Source organism: Tannerella forsythia, assembly GCF_003860135.1.
Classification (GTDB): Bacteria; Bacteroidota; Bacteroidia; order Bacteroidales; family Tannerellaceae; genus Tannerella; species Tannerella forsythia_A.
Window position 1 is genome coordinate 20,377 of the sequence record NZ_RQYN01000007.1, and the last position, 20,572, is coordinate 40,948.

At 47.4% G+C, this 20,572-nt stretch carries 13 protein-coding genes; 11 read left to right on the top strand and 2 right to left on the bottom strand.

Annotated features, from left to right (window positions below):
* The first annotated feature begins 571 nt into the window (after positions 1-571).
* The 5 genes from EII41_RS03315 to EII41_RS03335 all read left to right on the top strand — a co-directional run bounded on the left by EII41_RS03315 (position 572) and on the right by EII41_RS03335 (position 7,663).
* Positions 572-1,975 (top strand): 3' terminal RNA ribose 2'-O-methyltransferase Hen1, encoded by a 1,404-nt coding sequence (locus EII41_RS03315; protein ID WP_124789414.1) that lies wholly within the window; start codon positions 572-574, stop codon positions 1,973-1,975.
* A complete protein-coding gene (locus tag EII41_RS03320; RefSeq protein WP_124789415.1) occupies positions 1,965-4,541 on the top strand; it encodes a polynucleotide kinase-phosphatase in 2,577 nt (858 codons plus the stop codon). The genes EII41_RS03315 and EII41_RS03320 overlap by 11 nt, the downstream gene beginning before the upstream one ends.
* Before the next feature lie 206 nt (positions 4,542-4,747).
* Positions 4,748-5,362 carry a Crp/Fnr family transcriptional regulator gene (locus EII41_RS03325; RefSeq protein WP_124789416.1) on the top strand — a complete coding sequence of 205 codons (615 nt, stop codon included), beginning with the start codon at positions 4,748-4,750 and terminating at the stop codon, positions 5,360-5,362.
* A 95-nt stretch (positions 5,363-5,457) separates the two neighbouring features.
* Positions 5,458-6,339 carry a pirin family protein gene (locus EII41_RS03330; protein WP_124789417.1) on the top strand — a complete coding sequence of 294 codons (882 nt, stop codon included), beginning with the start codon at positions 5,458-5,460 and terminating at the stop codon, positions 6,337-6,339.
* 367 nt (positions 6,340-6,706) lie between these two features.
* Positions 6,707-7,663 (top strand): FAD:protein FMN transferase, encoded by a 957-nt coding sequence (locus EII41_RS03335; RefSeq protein WP_124789446.1) that lies wholly within the window; start codon positions 6,707-6,709, stop codon positions 7,661-7,663.
* 340 nt (positions 7,664-8,003) lie between these two features.
* Here EII41_RS03335 and EII41_RS03340 read toward each other — a convergent pair whose 3' ends face one another.
* A complete protein-coding gene (locus EII41_RS03340) occupies positions 8,004-9,011 on the bottom strand; it encodes a metallophosphoesterase family protein (RefSeq protein WP_124789418.1) in 1,008 nt (335 codons plus the stop codon).
* A gap of 207 nt (positions 9,012-9,218) precedes the next feature.
* On the opposite strand from EII41_RS03340, the gene EII41_RS03345 reads away from it, so the two are divergent.
* Positions 9,219-11,243, top strand: a complete 2,025-nt coding sequence (locus tag EII41_RS03345) for an HD family phosphohydrolase (protein ID WP_124789419.1) — start codon at positions 9,219-9,221, stop codon at positions 11,241-11,243.
* 48 nt (positions 11,244-11,291) lie between these two features.
* On the opposite strand, the gene EII41_RS03350 is transcribed toward EII41_RS03345, so the two are convergent.
* On the bottom strand, positions 11,292-12,065 hold the full coding sequence (locus EII41_RS03350) for a Cof-type HAD-IIB family hydrolase (RefSeq protein ID WP_124789420.1): 774 nt from the start codon (positions 12,063-12,065) through the stop codon (positions 11,292-11,294).
* A gap of 805 nt (positions 12,066-12,870) precedes the next feature.
* Between EII41_RS03350 and aspS the strand changes: the two genes are divergently transcribed.
* The 5 genes from aspS (at position 12,871) to rho (ending at position 20,352) form a co-directional block, all read left to right on the top strand.
* Entirely contained in the window at positions 12,871-14,640 is a 1,770-nt protein-coding gene (gene aspS / locus EII41_RS03360) for an aspartate--tRNA ligase (RefSeq protein WP_124789421.1), read from the top strand.
* Between the two features lie 13 nt (positions 14,641-14,653).
* Positions 14,654-15,751: a Nif3-like dinuclear metal center hexameric protein gene (locus EII41_RS03365; protein WP_124789422.1), complete on the top strand. Its 1,098-nt coding sequence runs from the start codon at positions 14,654-14,656 to the stop codon at positions 15,749-15,751.
* A gap of 218 nt (positions 15,752-15,969) precedes the next feature.
* Positions 15,970-16,740 (top strand): zinc ribbon domain-containing protein, encoded by a 771-nt coding sequence (locus EII41_RS03370; RefSeq protein WP_124789447.1) that lies wholly within the window; start codon positions 15,970-15,972, stop codon positions 16,738-16,740.
* Between the two features lie 78 nt (positions 16,741-16,818).
* Positions 16,819-18,135, top strand: a complete 1,317-nt coding sequence (gene tilS, locus EII41_RS03375) for a tRNA lysidine(34) synthetase TilS (RefSeq protein ID WP_124789423.1) — start codon at positions 16,819-16,821, stop codon at positions 18,133-18,135.
* Between the two features lie 222 nt (positions 18,136-18,357).
* Positions 18,358-20,352 (top strand): transcription termination factor Rho, encoded by a 1,995-nt coding sequence (rho, locus tag EII41_RS03380; RefSeq protein ID WP_124789448.1) that lies wholly within the window; start codon positions 18,358-18,360, stop codon positions 20,350-20,352.
* Positions 20,353-20,572: the final 220 nt, after the last annotated feature.

The following is a 20,572-nucleotide window of genomic DNA, read 5'->3' on the forward strand; positions in this document are numbered from 1 at the left end:
TGCAAATCCAAACGATCACAATCAAAATAATATTCAGCGACTTACCTCCGAATCCCAACGTTTTTAAAAACATCTAAGCCTTTTCACCAAAACATCTAAGCCTTTTCCCCAAATCGTCTAAGCCTTTTTTCGGAATCATTTCGACGGATGAATGAAAAGGTCTTAATACTTGCATCGGCGTCCTCGAAGAATAGATCGAATAAGCGTGAAGATATGTATAAAATAAATGAAGTTTGTATATTTGCGCGTTAGAAAACAAGGATCAAAAGATAAGTCATAAAACGGTCGGGCGATTTGCGAAGTGATTTGCATTTTGCAAATCGCTTGTTGGTGGACAGTCCCGGAGGGCTGGACACCGCAAATCGCCCGACCGTTGGGTGGGAAGCCCGAAGGGATTTCCACCCAACAAACAAGTATACGAATAAACAAATCAATATTTCATCAACGCAAAAAACAGTACTATCCCCATCACCCCCTTGCGGCTTACGGATATGTTTCAACATATCGATTAAGGCACCACAAGAGACAGGTTTTGAATGGGATAAATATATACAAAAGACATCATCAGAATATGATCTTAAACATTACAACAACACATCAACCGACGACAGACTTCGGCTATTTGCTTCATAAACATCCGGACAAATTTCAAACGTTCGACTTGTCGGTTGGAAAAGTTCATGTGTTCTATCCAGAAAAGAGCGAGGAGAAGATCACCGTCAGCCTTTTGCTCGACATTGATCCGATAGACATGGTTCGTAACGCAAGAAATTTGGGCAGAGACGGATTTGCCCTCGCACACTATGTAAACGACCGGCCTTATGTGGCTTCCTCGTTTATGAGCGTGGCTCTTTCGAAAGTCTTTTCATCGGCCATGAACGGCAAATGCAAAGAGAAGCCGAAACTCGTAGAGATGAAATTACCCTTCGAGGTTTCAATCGTCTCGCTCCCTGCACCCAGAGGCGGAGAAATGCTGATCCGAAACTTATTTGAGCCTCTCGGATACAAGGTAGAAGTAAAAAATCATACGTTAGATGATAAATTTCCGGAATGGGGAAACAGTAAATACTTCTTCTTAAGACTGGAACATACCATAACCACAAAAGAATTGCTTTCGCATCTGTACGTCTTAATCCCTGCGCTGGACAATGACAAGCATTATTTTGTAAGCAAAGACGAAATGGAGAAGCTGCTGCAAAAAGGAAAAGGATGGCTCAACGATCATCCCGAAAAAGAATCGATCATCAAGCGTTATTTGATTCATCTGCATTCGCTTTCGCGCCAAGCGCTCGAACGATTAAGCGAAGGAGAAGAAATAGACCGTTCGACAGAAGCGCCGGCCGAAAAAACAGAATCGGAGAAACGGAAAGAAACGCTCCACGAAAAACGAATCAAGTTGGTAGCGCAGAAATTAGCCGAATCCGGCGCGGAACGGGTCTTAGATTTAGGCTGCGGAGACGGAAAGCTCATCAGAGAACTTTTGCAACAAAAACAGTTCACTGCGATTACGGGGATGGATGTTTCATATCAGGAATTGTTGAAGGCCAAAGAAAAGCTTCATTTCAATGAAATGTCTCCGAAGCAGCAAGAGCGGATTCATCTTTTTCAAGGCTCATTAACGTACAGAGACAAACGTCTCGAAGGCTTCGACGCGGCAGCCGTTGTAGAAGTGATCGAACATTTAGATTTAAACAGGCTTCAGGCATTTGAGCGTGTTCTGTTTGAATGTGCCCAACCGCAAACCGTCATCCTGACGACGCCCAACAAAGAATACAATGTGATGTGGGAGAAGTTGGATGCTGAAAACATGAGGCATGACGACCATCGCTTTGAGTGGACCAGAGAAGAATTCGCCCAATGGGCAAACAAGATAGGAGAAACGTATAACTATAACGTGGAGATTTTACCGGTCGGTGACGAAGAAGCACAGATCGGAGCTCCGTCACAAATGGCAATCTTTCGATATGGAAATTAAAATCCCCGAACTTTCATTAGTCGTACTAATTGGTATTTCAGGCTCCGGAAAGAGCAGTCTGGCTAAAAAACTATTCAAACGCACGGAAATCTTATCATCCGACGAATGTAGAGCGATCGTTTCGGACGATGAAAACAATCAGGCCTCTACGAACGACGCGTTTGATGTTTTATATTACATCGCAGGTAAGCGTTTGAAGAATGGCTTATTGACCGTGATCGATGCGACCAACGTGCAGAAAGAATCGCGAAAAGGATTGGTAGAGTTAGCCCGAACATACCATTGTTTGCCGGTGGCCATTGTGTTGGATCTGCCTGAAAAAATCTGCGAAGAAAGGAACAAAAACAGACTATCGCGTAACATCGGAGCACACGTTATTCATCAGCAAAGTCAACAGCTGAAAAAGAGCATCAAGCATTTGAAAGAAGAAGGATTCAGACAGATTTATGTATTAAAATCGGTGGAAGAAGTAGAACAAGTGCTTGAAATCAAAAGAGAAAAGCTGTATAACGACAAGAGAGATGAAACAGGTCCGTTCGATATCATCGGCGATGTGCACGGATGTTTCGATGAGCTATACGAACTTCTTACAACGCTCGGCTATCAAATAAACCATGTAAAAGCCGACGATTCGAACTTCGGGTTTGAGGTGCTTGCTCCTCACGGCAGAAAGGCTGTCTTTGTCGGCGACCTCGTTGATCGGGGACCTGATTCTCCCGATGTGCTGCGCTTAGTGATGAGCATGGTCCACTCCGGAGTGGCCTATTGCGTGCCGGGCAATCATGATATCAAACTGCTGAAATACCTGAACGGCAAACAAGTTCAAATCAAACATGGTTTAGAAGTAACGGTAAAACAATTGGAAAATGAATCTATCGCGTTTAAGCAGAGCGTTCGGCAGTTTTTGTACGGTCTGATTAGTCACTATGTGCTTGACAAAGGCAATCTGGTTGTTGCGCATGCGGGACTGAAAGAGGAGATGCAAGGCCGTGCCTCTGGTGCCATTCGTTCTTTCTGTATGTATGGAGAAACGACGGGAGAAATCGATGAGTTTGGATTACCAGTCAGATATAATTGGGCGAAAGAATACAGAGGAAAGGCCAAAGTCGTTTACGGACATACCCCCGTTCCGGACGCCGAGTGGTTAAACCGGACAATGGATATCGATACGGGTTGCGTGTTTGGAGGCAAACTAACCGCGTTACGCTATCCGGAAGAAGAACTCGTTTCCGTCAAGGCCAAGCAGGTCTATTACCAACCCGTAAAGCCCTTAGACTACTCTGCATCGGAGAAGAAACTCAGCTCACAACACGAATATGACGACTTACTGAACATCGAAGATGTTACAGGCAAGCGTATTGTACAAACGCGGCTCAGGAACAACATCACCATCCGCGAAGAGAACTCGATTGCCGCCTTAGAGGTCATGAGCCGCTTTGCCATCAATCCCAAATGGCTGATTTATCTTCCTCCGACGATGTCTCCGTGTGCTACCAGCGATTTACCGGACTTCCTTGAACATCCTGTACAGGCATTGAACTATTACAAAAAAAGAGGTGTCGAAAAAGTCGTTTGTGAAGAAAAACACATGGGCTCAAGATCCGTTTTGGTTATCTGCAAAGACGAAGAAACAGCACTCAAACGATTTGGTATTGAAAATGAAGGCATCGGAGTTTGTTATACACGAACGGGCAGAAACTTTTTCAATGAGCCGGTTATGGAAAAGGCCTTTATGACAAGAGTTAATCAATGCCTGTCGGAAGCGAACATCTGGGAAAAATTCAACACAGGTTGGATTTGTCTGGATGCGGAATTAATGCCATGGTCTGCCAAAGCACAGGCTTTGCTGAAAGATCAGTATGCGTCGGTCGGCGCAGCAGCGGGAAACGCATTGACGGTCGTTGAGCAGGTACTGCAAAAAGCTGTCGACAGAGGCATGAGAGAGGCGCAGCCTTGTTTAGAAAAGTTTGAGACTAAGGCTAAGGCGATCGATAAGTATGTAAAGGCTTATCAAAATTATTGTTGGACTGTTCGAAACATCGACGATTACAAATTAGCGCCTTTCCATATCTTAGCGACTGAAGGTCAAGTACACGTAGACAAAACGCATGAATGGCACATGAAGCACATCGCCGAGATATGCCTGGGCGATCCCCGACTGTTTATGACGACTCCATACAAGATCGTCGAACTCAATGATCCGTCCAGTTTTGATGATGCCGTACAATGGTGGCTCGACCTGACAAGCAAAGGAGGAGAAGGCATGGTAGTCAAACCGTATCACTTCATCGCTTATGGCTCGGAAGGTCTTTTGCAACCGGCCGTAAAATGTCGAGGAAGCGAATATTTGAGAATTATCTACGGGCCTGAATACGATGTCCCCGAAAATATCGAACGACTTAAAAACAGAAACCTTTCGAGAAAACAATCGTTGGCACTCCGAGAATTTGCCCTTAGCGTAGAAGGACTGGAAAGATTCGTAAAAAAAGAACCTTTAAGACGAGTACATGAAAGTGTTTTCGGGATATTGGCTTTGGAAAGTGAAGAAGTAGATCCGAGATTATAACGCCCAATTTTGATGTTATACAAAAAGATCAAGCGTAGAAATAAAAGGATGAATTAAAACTTTCATTTCTTTCTATAAAAGTCATCACTTCACGGATTAATCTCCTCAGAGATTTATTACACCGTAAGTTATAAAAATAAGCCAAACATAGAATATAATATTCCCATTTAAGGTTTGAATTGAGATTGTACTTCTTATCTTTGCACATGAATAATAATAATTTCGATGCGATGAAAGAGTCTTTTTTCACGGATTATATTCGTTCGAACGTTCCTCTCACCGACGAACAACTATCGACACTCCTCGAGAAGAGCAAGGTGCTGGCGCTTGGGAGAAAAGCATTTCTGCTCTCTGCGGGCGAGACCTGCTGTCATCGTTTTTTCATCGAGGAGGGCGCCGTGCGCGAGTATTCGATCGACAGGCATGGGAAAGAACATCTGCTGCACTTCGCCGTGGAGGGGTGGTTTCTGATGAACGTGGAAAGCATCTTCTTCGATCGTCCCTCTTCCTACTTTATCGAGACGATCGAACCTTCGCGTATCCTGCTGCTAAACAACGAACAGGTGAACCGTCTTGCCCGCGAAGACAAGTCGTTCGAGCAGTTCGACCGGCAGCTCCTCTACGAGCATATCCATACCCTTCAGCTCCGCATTACCGGCATGCAGAGCCACTCTGCCGAGGAGCGCTACCTGCACTTCGTGGAGCATTATCCCGAGGCCATGCTCCGCGTGCCGCAGCAGATGATCGCCTCCTATCTCGGTATCGCTCCCGAAAGCCTGAGCCGCATCCGCCGCCAACTGGCCGAACGTCACTTTCGCTAAAGGCAAGGTATTTCTTAACCGAGATCAATGCACAGCCCGGCGGCAAGAACTACCTTTGTAACGTAAATCAAAACAATACAAAGGAGGATACTTAAATGACAGCAACGAAAAAAATCGCATTCGTAACGCATCCGCAAGAAACGCATTGGGTAGGCAACGGCTTCCGTGTACATAACTTCATCCCGGCTGTTCCGGGGCTCTCCAGGCAGGAGATGGACCCCTTCATCCTGCTCGACTACAATGCCAAAATGAGCGTCGGCCCCACGGATTCTCCGGGCGGAGTAGGCGTTCATCCGCACCGTGGCTTCGAGACGGTTACGATCGCTTACGAAGGAGAAGTGGAGCATCATGACAGCGCCGGACACGGAGGTATCATCGGCAAGGGCGATGTACAGTGGATGACGGCCGGCGGCGGAGTCCTGCACAAGGAGTTTCACGCCCGCAAATGGGCCGAAAAGGGCGGCACTTTCCAGATGGTACAGCTTTGGGTCAACCTGCCCTCGAAAGACAAAATGTCCGCCCCCAAATATCAGAGCATCACCAACGCTTCGATGGGCAAGCATACCCTGCCTGACGATGCAGGTATCGTGGAAGTCATATCCGGAACATACCGAGGGACAGACGGGCCGGCGCAGACGCATTCTCCCGTCTCGCTGATGAACGCCCGGCTCAACGAAGGCGGCAAGGCCGAGTTCTCTTTCCCTTCGCATTACAACACCGCACTGCTCGTCGTACAGGGACACGCACTGGTGAACGGGACGGATGTGCCGACGGACAACATACTCAAGTTCGCCAACGAAGGCGAAAGGTTCACGGTAGAAGCAATCGTACCCGATACCATCGTCCTGATCATGAGCGGAGAGCCTCTTCGCGAACCCATCGTGGCCTACGGACCGTTTGTCATGAATACAAAGGAGGAAATACTTCGGGCCATGGACGACTTCAATCAAGGTCGCTTCGGCCATCTCGACGATTGACGACTACCGCCTATTAAGAATCTCTTGCAACCGGCTTTGTTAGACAAACTGGTTGCAAGACTTGTTTACCCCTTCGAGCTTCTGCTAAAAATGCATGCACAACAGCCATCCTACATCTTTACACACGGTCTTTCGTTATCACTCCAACAAGCTGACGAACAAAATATTTAACTGACATATTCCGTTAAAGAAAGATTGTTTATACTCGAAAAAGGTTATCGGACAAGTATAAAATTTGACGTATCTTTGCGCGAAAATTAACACAGAAAATACAATGAATCCGATAATGAAATTTTCTTCAGAGAAAACAAGCAAACGATGCGCTTTTCTCCGCTCTACCTTCCTTTTTTCGACAATCCTGTCGGTCATGTCGTGCCATTCTTCTCAACCTCAATATTACGAAGAGAGCGGAACGGTTTTTCATACGCTTTATCAGATTAAATACAAGTCGCCCGTGTTGTTAACCGAAAAAATCGACGCGGAGTTTCAGGCTTTTAATCTTTCGTTGAATCCCTTTAATCCCAACTCGATACTGGCCAAAGTAAACCGAAACGAAGAAGTGGAGGTCGACGATTGGTTCGTGACCGTTTTTAACAAGGCGATGGAAGTATCCGCCCAGTCCCACGGAGCTTTCGATCCCACAGCTGCTCCGTTGATCAATCTGTGGGGATTTGGTTTTGAGCGAAAAGACAGCGTATCGCAACCCGTTATCGATAGTCTCTTAACGTTTGTCGGATATCGAAAAGTACGTCTCGAAGGCCGGAGTGTGGTCAAAGAAGACCCGCGTATCCAGCTTAATTTCTCTGCTCTTGCCAAAGGATATGCTTGCGATGTGATCGCTGCCCTCCTCGAACGTGAGGGAGTCGAAAATTATATGATCGACATCGGTGGAGAAGTTGCTTCCAAAGGCTTGAATCCCAAAGGAGATTGCTGGCGCATCGGAATTAATAAGCCCGAAGACGATACGACAGGTATTAAAAACGATATCGGCCAAGTGGTGACGCTCTGTGGTAAGAAAGGAATGGCAACGTCGGGCAATTATCGTAATTTTTATATCAAAGAAGGCAAGAAATACGCCCATACGATCGACCCTCGAACCGGCTATCCTTCGGAGCAAACCATCCTGAGTGCATCAATCATCGCTCCTGACTGTATGACGGCAGATGCATACGCCACGGCATTTATGGCGATGGGCGTAGAAGCAGCCTGCCGCATGGCCGAAACGTTTCAGAATATCGAATATTATGTAATTTATTCGGACGAGACAGGACGGAACCTAATCAAATATTCCAAGGGGATGGATTCGGCCATGGTGAGGCCTTAAAAAGAAAAAATCCCAGACTCACGTCTCGGATTCCTCGCATAAACCATTCATATACCACTAAAAAGACTTTATTATGAAATATTATGTCTGTGGATGCAAAGATAGACACAAGACAGGTGGTTCTGCAAGTTTTCAAGCCTCTATTGGACAAAGAAGCCGCCTTTGTTATCAAACGAACGGGTTTCGGGGTATAAAATGCGAGGGATCGGACTAAGTTGGAAAAAAGACGACAGAAGAATGCTAAAGCAATAACCGCCGGGTTTCTCTTCCGAAATGGAAACGTAAAGCCCGGCAGTCTTTAATCTGTCACCCCGACAAGCAATGTATCGGAGCGTTGATTCTAATTCTTCTGATCCGTAAAGTATTCGGGATATTTGAGGTCGTTGATAATAGCTCCACCACGCAGACGGATATACGTGCGGAAGCCTTTGACACCCTCCGTCAGTTCGATGATGCGGGCCCCATTCGGTTTCAGGTTGTTGTAAACCGTATTTCCCCCGCTGTAACGTCCGAAAGCCAACAAAATGCCATGCCACTGAACAGCGTAGTCGTTGTCATGATCATGACCGACAAATACTCCTTCGATATCTTTCATCTCTTTCATCGCCACAAACATGCCCGAATTGAGTTTCGGTGACGAAGCAGCTTCCATACGTGTTCCGCAGAAGTGCGCATGCTCGTCCGAAGAGGCCTGATTAAATTCAGGGAACGGGATATGGAAGAAAGCCAATGAGGGAATGGGTACACCTCCGTTAGCACGTGTGAAAGACTCGCTTTGTGTGCGATACCAAGCAATTTGATCCGCTCTGATATAATCGTATCCCTTCACGTCTTCGAGTTTCGAATAGGCATTAGAGTCGAAGCAATACAATAGTTCGGCCGTTTTTCCGCTCGTAGCCGAGAGAATAGGCAAGATAAAATTGGTTACGCCATGGATGCCTTCAGCCGTAGCTGTCAAGTTGTAGGGCACGCTTTGAATCACCGTAAACAGTTCTTCACGGGACATGTCAAACTCGTCATCATGATTGCCATACGTTACGGCAAAAGGAATCTTTCGTTCGGAGATAGGCCTCAACACAGCACGCATACCGGCTTCGGCCGGCTTGCCATATATCACGTCGCCGGTGATGATGACCAGATCCGGCTTCTCGGCATCGAGCGTCTCGGCGATGTTTTCCAACGAGCCGGCCGAGCGCGGATCGCCGTCGATGTAATGCACATCGGTGAATTGAACGATTTTAAACTTCTTGTCTGCATTAAATTTTAAAGCAGGTTGCTGCGCAGAAAGCAATATGCCTCCTCCGAAATACAACAGACTTGTCCAGAGCATTTTTTTCCAGTTTTTCATTTGTTCTGTCATTAGTAAGATGATTAAATAAACAATTTGTAGATGTCGATACAAAAGATCGGCACACAAAGGTATGAAAAAATCGCAGAGAAGAATTATCGATATACTCTGTTTGCATCGCTTCCTTTTACCATATTTTTGCAGATATTGTTTTTTTGCGTACATTTCGCCCTGAAAACTCATAAATCGTTTGAGCAGAAGATACGTATGAAGTCAAGGAAAGCAACTATACAATCGTTTCTCTTTTTTGCCGTTACGGCTGCGATCATCGCTTATTTTTTTCCGCGTGAAGGAAAATTTCCTTATCAGTTTCACGAAGGTAAGCCGTGGCGGTACGACCTGCTGACAGCCCCGGGCGACTTCCCCATCTACAAGAACGATCAGGAAATCAAGGCCGAGAAAGACAGCATCAAAGCACGTTTCGAACCGTATTTCCGGCTGAAAGAAGATGTATCGAAAACGGTGCTGGAGAATCTGAAAAACGATTACCTCTCACAACATACGATGAGTACTCCGTTGTGGCAATACCTCAACCGTCAGATACAACAACTTTATAACCAAGGCATCGTGGCCGCTCCGGAACTGGAGAAGCTGGCTTCGGAAAATCGTACACGCGTGAATGTACTGAAGAAAAACGTGGCCGTCGGGAGGAATGTAAGCGACTTCTATTCGCCTAAAACGGCTTACGAAAACATCATTCAAAATGCTCCCGAGCCGATGGATAAAGACGAATTGTGGTCGAGCAATTTCGAGCAGTATCTGGAGCCGAACCTCACGTATGATGCGGAAACATCGGACAAAGTATTGAACAAAAGGCTGCACGATGTTTCCCTCTCGATCGGAATGGTGCAGGCCGGCGAGCGGATCGTCGACCGAGGTGAGGTGGTGGATGCCGAAACGTACAACATCCTCCGCTCCCTGAAAATCATCCACGAAACGAAATCGGGCGGTAGTCGCCGATACGGAACGATCTGGGCAGGTCAGCTTGTACTCATCTTCGGTATCTTGTTCTGCTGCGCGTTATATTTTATCTCCTTCCGTCCCGAGATATTCTTTCGGCGCAACAACAACATCTTCATCCAACTCTGCATACTGGTACCTTGTCTGTTGACCGAGACATGCCTTAAATACGACCTGATCAATATCTATATCCTGCCGTTTGCCATCGTTCCGATCGTGGTTCGTACGTTCTTCGACTCGCACACAGCGCTCTTTACTCATCTGATTACGGTACTGCTTTGTTCGCTCATAGCCCCATTCCCGCACGAATTCCTGATGTTACAAACGATTGCGGGTATCGTCTTTATGGTCAGTCTGAAAGAATTAACGCAACGTTCTCAACTGATCCGGTGCGCTTTTTTTATCTCGCTCGCTTACGTGTTGTGTTACTTGGGGCTTGCGCTCTATCAGGAAGGCGATCTGAACAAAATCAACTGGCAGATGATGCTTTTCTTCGGCATCAGCTTTATTTTGCTGATGTTCTCGTACGTATTGATTTACATGCTCGAAAAGCTTTTCGGCTTCGTCTCACCCATCACGCTTGTCGAACTGTCGAACATCAATACACCGTTGCTGAAGAAACTTTCGGAAACGTGTCCCGGCACATTTCAGCACTCCCTGCAAGTCTCCATTCTGGCTTCGGCGGCAGGAGCCAAGATCGGTGCAGATACCCAACTGATACGTACCGGTGCATTGTATCATGACATCGGGAAGATGACGAGTCCTGCATTTTTCACCGAGAACCAGCACAAGCAGGTTGATCCGCACCTCAAGCTGTCGTACGAAGAAAGTGCGCAGATCATCATCAGCCATGTCACGGAGGGCATTAAAATGGCTGAAAAAGCGATGCTCCCGCGTGCCATCATCCATTTTATCCAGACACATCATGGGCGAGGCAAAACGAAATATTTCTACCATTCATACAAAAACGCTTATCCCGACCAGCCCATCGACGAAGCGAAATTCACTTATCCGGGCCCCAACCCGTTTACGAAAGAAACAGCCATTCTGATGATGGCCGACTCGATCGAAGCGGCATCGCGCAGCCTCAACGAATATACGGACGAACATATCGAAACACTCGTTCATAAGATTATCGACAGTCAGATTAATGACGGCTTGCTACACAATGCTCCTTTGACATTTAAGGACATCGATGTCGTCAAAGCGACATTCATCGAAAAACTTAAGACGATGTATCACACCCGCATCAGTTATCCGGAGTTGAAATAACGGCTTATTGTCGGGGGTAGGAAGAGGCTCTCTCCTACCCGCTTGTCGCTAAATGATTCCGAAGTGGTGTAACGCCCGCGCAACTCCCCCATCATCGACGGCAGATGTGACATAATCGGCAGCCTGCTTCACCGTCTCATCCGAGTTGCCCATGGCTACTCCTACGCCGGCGTATCGAAGCATGGAAATATCATTGCCACCATCGCCGACAGCCATCATTTCTTCAGGACGGATTCCGAAATACGTTCCTATCACTTGCAGTCCCACAGCTTTCTCAACACCTTTTGCCACGACATCGGCAAACGTCGGGTACCAGCGCGTAGCAGTGCAATGAGGCATCTGCCGCATCACTTCCGGCTCGGCCTCTTCCGAAAAGAAGGCCGTCAGTTGGTAGATCTCGCGCTGCATCAATTCATCCATAGAAACGACAGGGCGCGGCGGGAAACAGATCAGTTCACGCATACGCTCCATGACGTCAGCCCGGGTATTGGCCGAAATAGCATCGGCCTCGACAAAAAAACAGGGAATAATCCCATTCTCTTCCTGATAACGGACAAAAGCCTCAATATCTTCCTTCGGAATGCTTTTCCGGAAAATCACCTCATCGCCTACCAAACAACAGCTCCCGTTGAGAGTAATATATCCGTCGAATTCCATATCGCCAAGATTATGGATATCTCCGCGCTGGCGGCCGGTAGCCACGAAAAGTTTCACCCCCCGACGGCGTGCTTCACACAAAGCCGATGCCGTATCTTCCGGCATCCGGTGCGTATCGAAACTGACCATGGTTCCGTCAATGTCTAAAAAAATCGCTTTAATCATCCGTAAATGCTATCGAGTGCGCAAACTTACATAAAATACATTTTTTATATGCCTTCCGATAAAAATCGAGCCCCCCAACTGTTCTATAAATAATTAAAATATTGAAAGGCACAATCGTTTTACATCTAAAAATTATCTTTATGAGAACAGTCAGCGGACTCGATGTCCACAAAGATAGCATCTTTATGTGTATTGTGGACGAACAAAGCAAAAAAACAGAAAAAAAACTTGGCGTGACTGTACTGTCGAGCCTGAGAGAAACAGAGAACAAGCGTGGAAAGAATACAATGCCCGGATACTGCTCGATGCCCGCAAGAATGCGCAACTGACACAATGGAACTTACGGTAAAGTTGCGTCCCATGTAGTTTTGTTTCCGTTTTGATTCATACCGTTGTTGCACAATAACAGATATAAAATAGCTGTTTGAATGCCGGATACTCAGTTTCCAGGACAAAAACAGCTGTTTGAATGCCGGATACTCAGTTTCCAGGGCAAAAACAGCTGTTTGAACGCCGGATACTCAGTTTCCAGAGCAAAAACAGCTGTTTGAAGGCCGGATACTCAGTTTCCAGAGCAAAAACAGCTGTTTGAATGCTGGATACTCAGTTTCCAGGGCAAAAACAGCTGTTTGAACGCCGGATACTCGGTTTCTACCCCTTGCAACAAGGAGATTGAACTTCGTGACGTCTCTTCGCCGTGTTTTTCTGCCTTTTTAAATACTTTTCGTTCGTCATTATGGTGCGGAATTTGAAAATTATCCCTTACATTTGTGCGTTTTTTTAAAAAGAAATAAGTTTCAGAAATATGTATAGAACGAGAACTTGCGGCGAATTGCGCCTGTGCGACGAGGGACAAAACGTGACATTGGCCGGTTGGGTACAGCGAACACGGAAAATGGGTGGCATGACCTTTATCGACCTGCGCGACCGGTACGGCATCACCCAGCTGGTATTTAACGAAGAAGTAAACGCTATGCTCTGTGAGCAGGCGAATAAGATCGGACGCGAATACGTTATTCAGGTCACCGGTACGGTTAAAGAACGTTCGAGCAAGAACACCAATATCCCGACGGGCGAGATCGAGTTGATCGTTTCCGAACTGAACATTTTGAATGCGGCCATGACTCCGCCCTTCACCATCGAAGACGAGACGGACGGCGGCGACGACTTGCGGATGAAATACCGGTATTTGGATTTGCGCCGGAACATCGTCCGTAAAAATCTCGAACTGCGTCATCGCATGGCATTCGAAGTACGTCGATACCTCGATAACGAGCGTTTTCTCGAAGTTGAAACTCCCGTATTGGTTAATTCCACTCCCGAAGGAGCACGGGATTTCGTGGTTCCTTCGCGCATGAATCCGGGACAGTTCTATGCACTGCCGCAATCGCCCCAGACGCTGAAACAGCTGCTGATGGTTTCGGGATTCGACCGTTATTTCCAGATCGTGAAATGTTTCCGCGACGAAGATTTACGTGCCGACCGTCAGCCGGAATTTACGCAGATCGACTGCGAAATGAGTTTCGTGGAGCAAGACGACGTGCTGAACATCTTCGAAGGACTGACGAAACATCTTTTTAAAACGTTGCTCGATACAACATTCGACGCACCGTTCCCGCGTATGACGTGGCACGATGCCATGAAATATTACGGGTCGGACAAACCCGACGTGCGCTTCGGCATGAAATTCGTCGAACTGACCGAGATGCTCCAAGGAGCAGGTTTTCCGGTATTCGATAACGCGGCATATATCGGCGGTATCTGTGCGCACGGAGCGGCAAGCTACACCCGTAAACAATTAGACGGATTGACCGATTTCGTTAAAAAGCCGCAAATCGGCGCCAAAGGACTTGTTTACGCTCGTGTAGAAGCCGACGGAAGCGTGAAATCGAGCGTCGACAAATTTTACTCGCAAGAGAAATTGCAGGAAGTCAAAGCAGCATTTGGTGCTCAACCGGGCGACCTGCTGTTGATTCTCTGCGGAGACGAAGTGAACAAGACGCGCAAACAACTCTGCGAACTGCGTCTGGAGATGGGAAATCAACTCGGGTTGCGCGACAAAAACAAATTCGAGTGCCTCTGGATTGTCGATTTCCCGCTGCTCGAATGGAGCGAAGAAGATCAGCGCTTCTATGCCGTACATCATCCTTTTACCTCGCCCCGACCCGAAGATATTCCCTTGCTCGAAAACAATCCGAAAGCCGTTCGCGCCAACGCGTACGATTTGGTCATCAACGGCGTCGAAGTCGGTGGCGGTTCGATCCGTATCTACGACAGTCAGCTGCAAGACAAGATGTTCAACATACTTGGCTTTACGAAAGAACGGGCGCAGGAGCAGTTCGGCTTCCTGATGAACGCTTTCAAGTACGGCGCACCGCCGCACGGCGGTATCGCTTTCGGGTTAGACCGGGTGGTGTCTATTTTCGCCGGCCTCGATTCGATTCGCGACTGCATGGCGTTCCCGAAAAACAATTCCGGACGCGACGTGATGCTCGACGCACCCTCCGTGCTGGAAGAAAGTCAGTTGAAAGAGTTGCATCTGCGAATCGATCAAGCAATTGACGGAGAATCATAAAGAATCACGCGCCATGTTACGTATCAGAGACATCTTGCAGGAAATCGAACGCCACGCGCCGCTATGGTTACAGGAATCGTTCGATAATTCAGGCGTTCAGGTCGGCGATGTCAACCGTCCGGCACAAGGCGCGCTTCTATGTCTGGATGTTATCGAAGCGGTGATCGACGAAGCCCTCGAACGGGGCTGCAATCTGATCATTGCGCATCATCCGATCGCCTTTAAGCCTTTCAAGTCGTTGACGGGAGCGAATTACGTGCAGCGTTGCATCATGAAAGCATGCAAAAACGACCTCGTGATCTACGCAGCGCATACGAATCTGGACAACGCAACAAACGGAGTCAGTTTCAAGTTGGCCGAATACCTCGGCTTACAGAACGTTCGTATTCTCAGCCCGCAACAAGGCGCCCTGCTGAAGCTGGCCACGTTCGTACCCGAAGCCCAAGCCGAAGCCGTACGCGCAGCGCTCTTCGAGGCCGGGGCCGGCCATATCGGCGCTTACGACGCATGCAGCTTCAACATTCGGGGCGAGGGAAGTTTTCGCGCTTCGGAAGGATGTCGGCCTTTCGTCGGAAGTGTCGGCACGCTCCATCGCGAACCGGAAATCCGCATCGAAACCATCCTGCCCAAGCATCTGAAAAGCGCAGTGCTTCGCGCGTTGCTCGCCGCCCATCCTTACGAAGAGCCGGCCTTCGATTTCTATCCGCTCGAAAACGCATGGAATCAGGCCGGATCGGGTGTTGTGGGCGCATTACCCGAAGAAGCGGACGAACGCGTGTTTTTGCAACACATCAAAGAGACACTCCATCTCGATTCGGTGCGCCACTCTTCTCTTACCGGAAAAAAGATCCGGAAAGTGGCGCTCTGCGGAGGAAGCGGCGCCTTCCTGATTCCCGAAGCGATCGCAGCCGGAGCCGATCTCTTTATCACCGGCGAGGCGAAATACAACGATTTCTTAGATGTGGAAGATCGCATCCTGTTGGCTGTCATCGGACACTACGAAAGCGAGATATGCACAAAACATATCTTTCATGACATCATATCAAAAAAATTTCCTACCTTTGCCCTACAATTTTCGACAATAAATTCAAATCCCGTAAATTATATATAGAGCACATGGCGACAAAGAAAGAAGAAACGGTAAAAAAGAAAGAAACAACGGCTAAAAAAGAACCTGCCAAAAAGAAGGCAACAACTCAAAAGCCGGTGGCAGCTGCGAAAGAAAAAGAAAAAACAGTAAAAAAGAAATCCGCTCCCGAAGTAAAAGAAGCGGAAACGCAACCTGTCGTTGCTCAGACCCAAGAAATACAAGACGAAACCCCGACTCCCGTGGTAGAAAACACGGCTCAGAACGAGGAGAAAGAATATACGGTAGAAGAACGGTTATGTTCGCTTTATCAGCTGCAAAGTATTATGACGGAGATCGACAAGATCAAGACCCTGCGTGGTGAATTGCCGCTGGAAGTTCAAGATCTGGAAGACGAAATTGCCGGACTCGAAACACGGCTTCAAAACTACCAGACCGATATTGAAACGAATAAGACAAACGTGATCGCTCAGAAGAATAAAATTTCCGATTCGAAAGAACTGATCGAAAAATATAAATCACAGCTGGATAACGTACGTAACAACCGAGAGTTTGATAATCTATCGAAAGAAATAGAATATCAAGGACTGGAAGTGGAATTTGCAGAGAAGAAAATCAGGGAACTGAATGCCGCGGTCGACGTTAAAAAACAGGAAGTCAAACAATGTAAAGAAGTACTCGAAGGGCGGAAAGGCGATTTGGACATGAAGAAGAGCGAGTTGGACGAAATCATCTCCGAAACGCGTCAGGAAGAAGAGAAACTCCGCAACAGAGCCAAAAAACTGGAAGAAACAATCGAGTCCCGTTTGTTGATGGCTTTCCGGCGTATTCGCAAAGGAGCCCGAAACGGGCTGGCCGTGGTCGGTATCGAACGCGATGCGTGCGGAGGTTGCTTCAATAAGATTCCGCCTCAGAAACAAATGGACATTAAGTTGCGCAAAAAAATCATCGTTTGTGAATATTGTGGTCGCATCATGATCGATCCGGCATTAGCCGAAGAGAATAAACTTTAATTTTTTTATTTAGAAATCGTTTTTTAGCAGGGGTATCGGGATGCTGATCCGTATCCCTGCTTTTTTATTCTTTCTAATATGCTCCGAACCATCCGGAAATACATCGAACAGCATGATCTGCTTCAACCCGATGCTCCCGTCATCGTGGGACTCAGCGGAGGAGCCGATTCCGTCGCCCTGATTCATCTACTGAAGCGATTGAACTACCGATGTATCGCGGCTCATTGTAACTTTCACCTGCGCGGAGCGGAAGCCGATCGCGACGAAACGTTTGCCCGACAAATTGCCGGATCACTGCAAATTCCGTTCGAAAAGAAAGATTTCGACACCGTCGGATATGCCGAATCACACGGAGTGTCGATCGAAATGGCCGCACGCGAGCTACGCTACCGATGGTTCGAAACACTCCGCACGGCTTACCATGCTCAGGCTATCGCCGTTGCCCATCATCAGGACGACAGCATAGAAACCGTACTCATGAACCTGATTCGGGGAACCGGTATCGGCGGACTGCACGGCATCCGACCGAAAAACGGATACATCGTCCGGCCGCTGCTGGCCGTCAACCGATCCGAGATCGAAACATGGCTGACAGACCAAAAGCTAACCTACCAGCAGGATAGCAGTAATTCCTCCGACGCATATACGCGTAACGTTATTCGCCGGCAGCTTCTTCCGCTGATGGAAAAAATCAATCCGTCCGTGCGGGAGGCTATCCTGCGAACAAGCAAGCACCTGTCCGACGTCGAAGTCATTTATCGATCGACCATCGAAAAAGAACGCGCACGCCTGCTCGACGATCAAGAACGTATCTCTATCAGCGGCCTGTTGAAGTCGGAAGCGCCTCAAACCGTCCTTTACGAATTGATTAAACCCTACGGATTCACCCGTGAACTGATTCCGGCCATCTCCAGCAGCCTTCGCCGCGAATCGGGTAAAACATTTTCTGCCCCCGAGACCGATTATCAGATTCTGAAAGACAGAGAATACCTGATTTTATACAGAAAACAGCCGCAAGATGAAACGATATATCCGGTCGAAGCCGGCGGCATCCTTCATATCCCCATCAATCTTCGAACCGAAGTACGCGCTGTCGATTCTTCATTTATCATCAATAAGCATCCTCACATAGCCACCTTCGACCTCGATAAGTTGACCTTCCCCTTAACTTTACGCACGTGGCGCAAGGGGGATTGGTTCGTGCCCTTCGGGATGAACGGACGCCAAAAACTGAGCGACTATTTTTCCGATCATAAATTCAGTCGTTTGCAAAAAGAACAGACTTGGTTACTTTGCTCCGGAGAAGATATTATATGGATTGTCGGCGAACGTACGGATCATCGTTATCGTGTCGAAACCACCACCAAAAATGTGCTGATTGCAACTGTTTTTTGAATGAAAAATTTGTCGTTCGTAAAAAAATACCTACATTTGCGCCGTCTTCATCTTCCCGATATAATAAATAATACTTATATCTCGGGATAAAGACAAACAATCCAGACTACATAAATTTTGACTGATTATTAACAAAAGCAAAGAAGGTATTGAAGGCTTTCGTTCATGAGAGGCTTATCGACCTTCCGGAATGCCGATACCGATTTGCTCTATTTACATCATATGCAAAAATATAACATTCTTGAACTCACGGAAAAAGAACTTCCCGAATTGCAGCAGATAGCAAGCGATCTGGGGATTAAAAAAATGAAATCTCTCGAAAAGCAGGATTTGATCTACAAGATTCTTGACGAGCAAGCCGTTTCATTAGCCGGTATCCAAATGGAGAAAGAAAAGGAAAAAGAAGCTCGCAAATCGGAACAGAAAGCCAAGCGAGCGGCAGCACGTAAAAGTCAGGCTACCGAAAAAGCAGCCTCTAAAACGACTGCCAAAAAAACTGCGCAAACCGAAGAGGATGTGAAACCTCGCAAACCGGGACGACCACCCAAAAATCCGGTTGCAGAAGCGACGCCAGTTCCGGAAAATGACGAAAAGAACACGGCCGAGAAACCCCGTAAACCGGGGCGCCCGTCTAAAAAAACGAGTCAGGAACCGGTAGAAGAAAAATTGCAGGAACCCAATGAAACGCCACAAACCGTACAGACGTCCTCGACCGTAGTTCCTGTTCCGGTGGCTCTACCTACTGCCGAAGCAGTTAATCAACCCGTAACAGAACCGATGGCAACAACTTCTGCGGTTCTTCCTGCCGAAACTGAAGCTGTAACCGAAACGGTCGCGAAAACCGACGAGCCGGATAACAAAGAAAAAACAGAACCGCAAACCGAAGAAAGCCCCAAGAGGCTGATCTTTAAACATGCGAACGATACTCCTTCGGTACTCGATCAGGTATTGCCGATGCAGCCTCCCACTCCGCAACGCGAAAAGCAACCGGGCGAGGCGAAGAACAGACCGCAAAACAATAACCGGACGAATAATAACAATCCGAACCAACGCAATACCCCGGCCAATAATATGCCGATGTACGATTTCGATGGAATCCTGACAGGAACGGGAGTCTTGGAAATCATTCAGGACGGATACGGATTTTTACGCTCGTCGGACTATAATTATCTGACTTCGCCGGACGATATTTATGTGTCGCAATCCCAAATCAAACTTTTCGGACTGAAAACGGGAGACATCGTCGAAGGCCCAATTCGCCCGCCACGGGAAGGCGAAAAATATTTCCCGCTGGTGAAAGTCGACAAAATCAACGGACGCTCACCCGAAGAAGTGCGTGACCGTGTGCCTTTCGATCATCTTACACCACTGTTCCCGGACGAGAAATTTATGCTGACCGCCCGTCGGTCGCCGAAAGTGTTTGATCATATTGCCGTTCGTGTGGTTGATTTATTCTCTCCGATCGGTAAGGGACAGCGCGGTTTGATCGTCGCCCAACCGAAAACGGGTAAGACGATGCTCTTGAAAGATATTGCGAATGCGATCGCAGCGAATCACCCCGAAGTATATATGATTATTTTGCTGATCGACGAACGTCCTGAAGAAGTAACCGATATGGCGCGCAGTGTGGACGCCGAAGTGATCGCTTCTACATTCGACGAGCCGGCCGAGCGCCATGTAAAAATTGCCGATATCGTACTTAACAAGGCTAAACGCATGGTAGAGTGCGGACATGACGTGGTCATTCTTCTCGATTCTATCACCCGTCTGGCACGTGCGTACAACACGGTTCAGCCGGCTTCCGGAAAAGTTCTTTCGGGAGGGGTAGACGCGAATGCGTTGCAAAAACCGAAACGTTTCTTCGGCGCAGCCCGTAATATCGAGAACGGTGGCAGCCTCACAATTCTGGCTACGGCATTGACCGAGACAGGCTCGAAGATGGACGATGTGATCTTCGAAGAATTTAAAGGTACGGGTAACATGGAGTTGCAGTTAGACCGGAAACTTTCGAACAAACGGGTATATCCCGCTGTCGATATCATTGCGTCGAGTACACGTCGCGACGACTTGTTGCAGGACGATAGTACCATCAACCGGATGTGGGTATTGCGTAAATACTTGTCGGACATGAACTCGATCGAAGCGATGGAGTTTGTGAAGAAACAGATGGAAAATACGCTCGATAACATGGAGTTTCTGGCTTCGATGAACGGATAAACGATTATCCGACCAAACTAAAATAAAAAAGTGGGGCTGTCCGAAGGTCGAAGACCAAACGGATAGCCTCACTCGTTTTTAATATTCTCGTTACTCAATCGCTCCGAAAGGAATGTATGAATTTTTGCAATATCAATCTTCAACCGGCATTATGGGTCTAAACATCGTTCGGACGAGCTGACAGTCTTTCTTTATCTTTATGCTCGCAATAGATGAACCA

Excerpts from the sequence above, each read along its gene's own strand:
- EII41_RS03315 (WP_124789414.1), top strand. The coding sequence starts at position 572 with ATGATCTTAAACATTACAACAACACATCAACCGACGACAGACTTCGGC.
- EII41_RS03320 (WP_124789415.1), top strand. The coding sequence starts at position 1,965 with ATGGAAATTAAAATCCCCGAACTTTCATTAGTCGTACTAATTGGTATT.
- EII41_RS03325 (WP_124789416.1), top strand. The coding sequence starts at position 4,748 with ATGAATAATAATAATTTCGATGCGATGAAAGAGTCTTTTTTCACGGAT.
- EII41_RS03330 (WP_124789417.1), top strand. The coding sequence starts at position 5,458 with ATGACAGCAACGAAAAAAATCGCATTCGTAACGCATCCGCAAGAAACG.
- EII41_RS03335 (WP_124789446.1), top strand. The coding sequence starts at position 6,707 with ATGTCGTGCCATTCTTCTCAACCTCAATATTACGAAGAGAGCGGAACG.
- EII41_RS03340 (WP_124789418.1), bottom strand. The coding sequence starts at position 9,011 with ATGAAAAACTGGAAAAAAATGCTCTGGACAAGTCTGTTGTATTTCGGA.
- EII41_RS03345 (WP_124789419.1), top strand. The coding sequence starts at position 9,219 with ATGAAGTCAAGGAAAGCAACTATACAATCGTTTCTCTTTTTTGCCGTT.
- EII41_RS03350 (WP_124789420.1), bottom strand. The coding sequence starts at position 12,065 with ATGATTAAAGCGATTTTTTTAGACATTGACGGAACCATGGTCAGTTTC.
- aspS (WP_124789421.1), top strand. The coding sequence starts at position 12,871 with ATGTATAGAACGAGAACTTGCGGCGAATTGCGCCTGTGCGACGAGGGA.
- EII41_RS03365 (WP_124789422.1), top strand. The coding sequence starts at position 14,654 with ATGTTACGTATCAGAGACATCTTGCAGGAAATCGAACGCCACGCGCCG.
- tilS (WP_124789423.1), top strand. The coding sequence starts at position 16,819 with ATGCTCCGAACCATCCGGAAATACATCGAACAGCATGATCTGCTTCAA.
- rho (WP_124789448.1), top strand. The coding sequence starts at position 18,358 with ATGCAAAAATATAACATTCTTGAACTCACGGAAAAAGAACTTCCCGAA.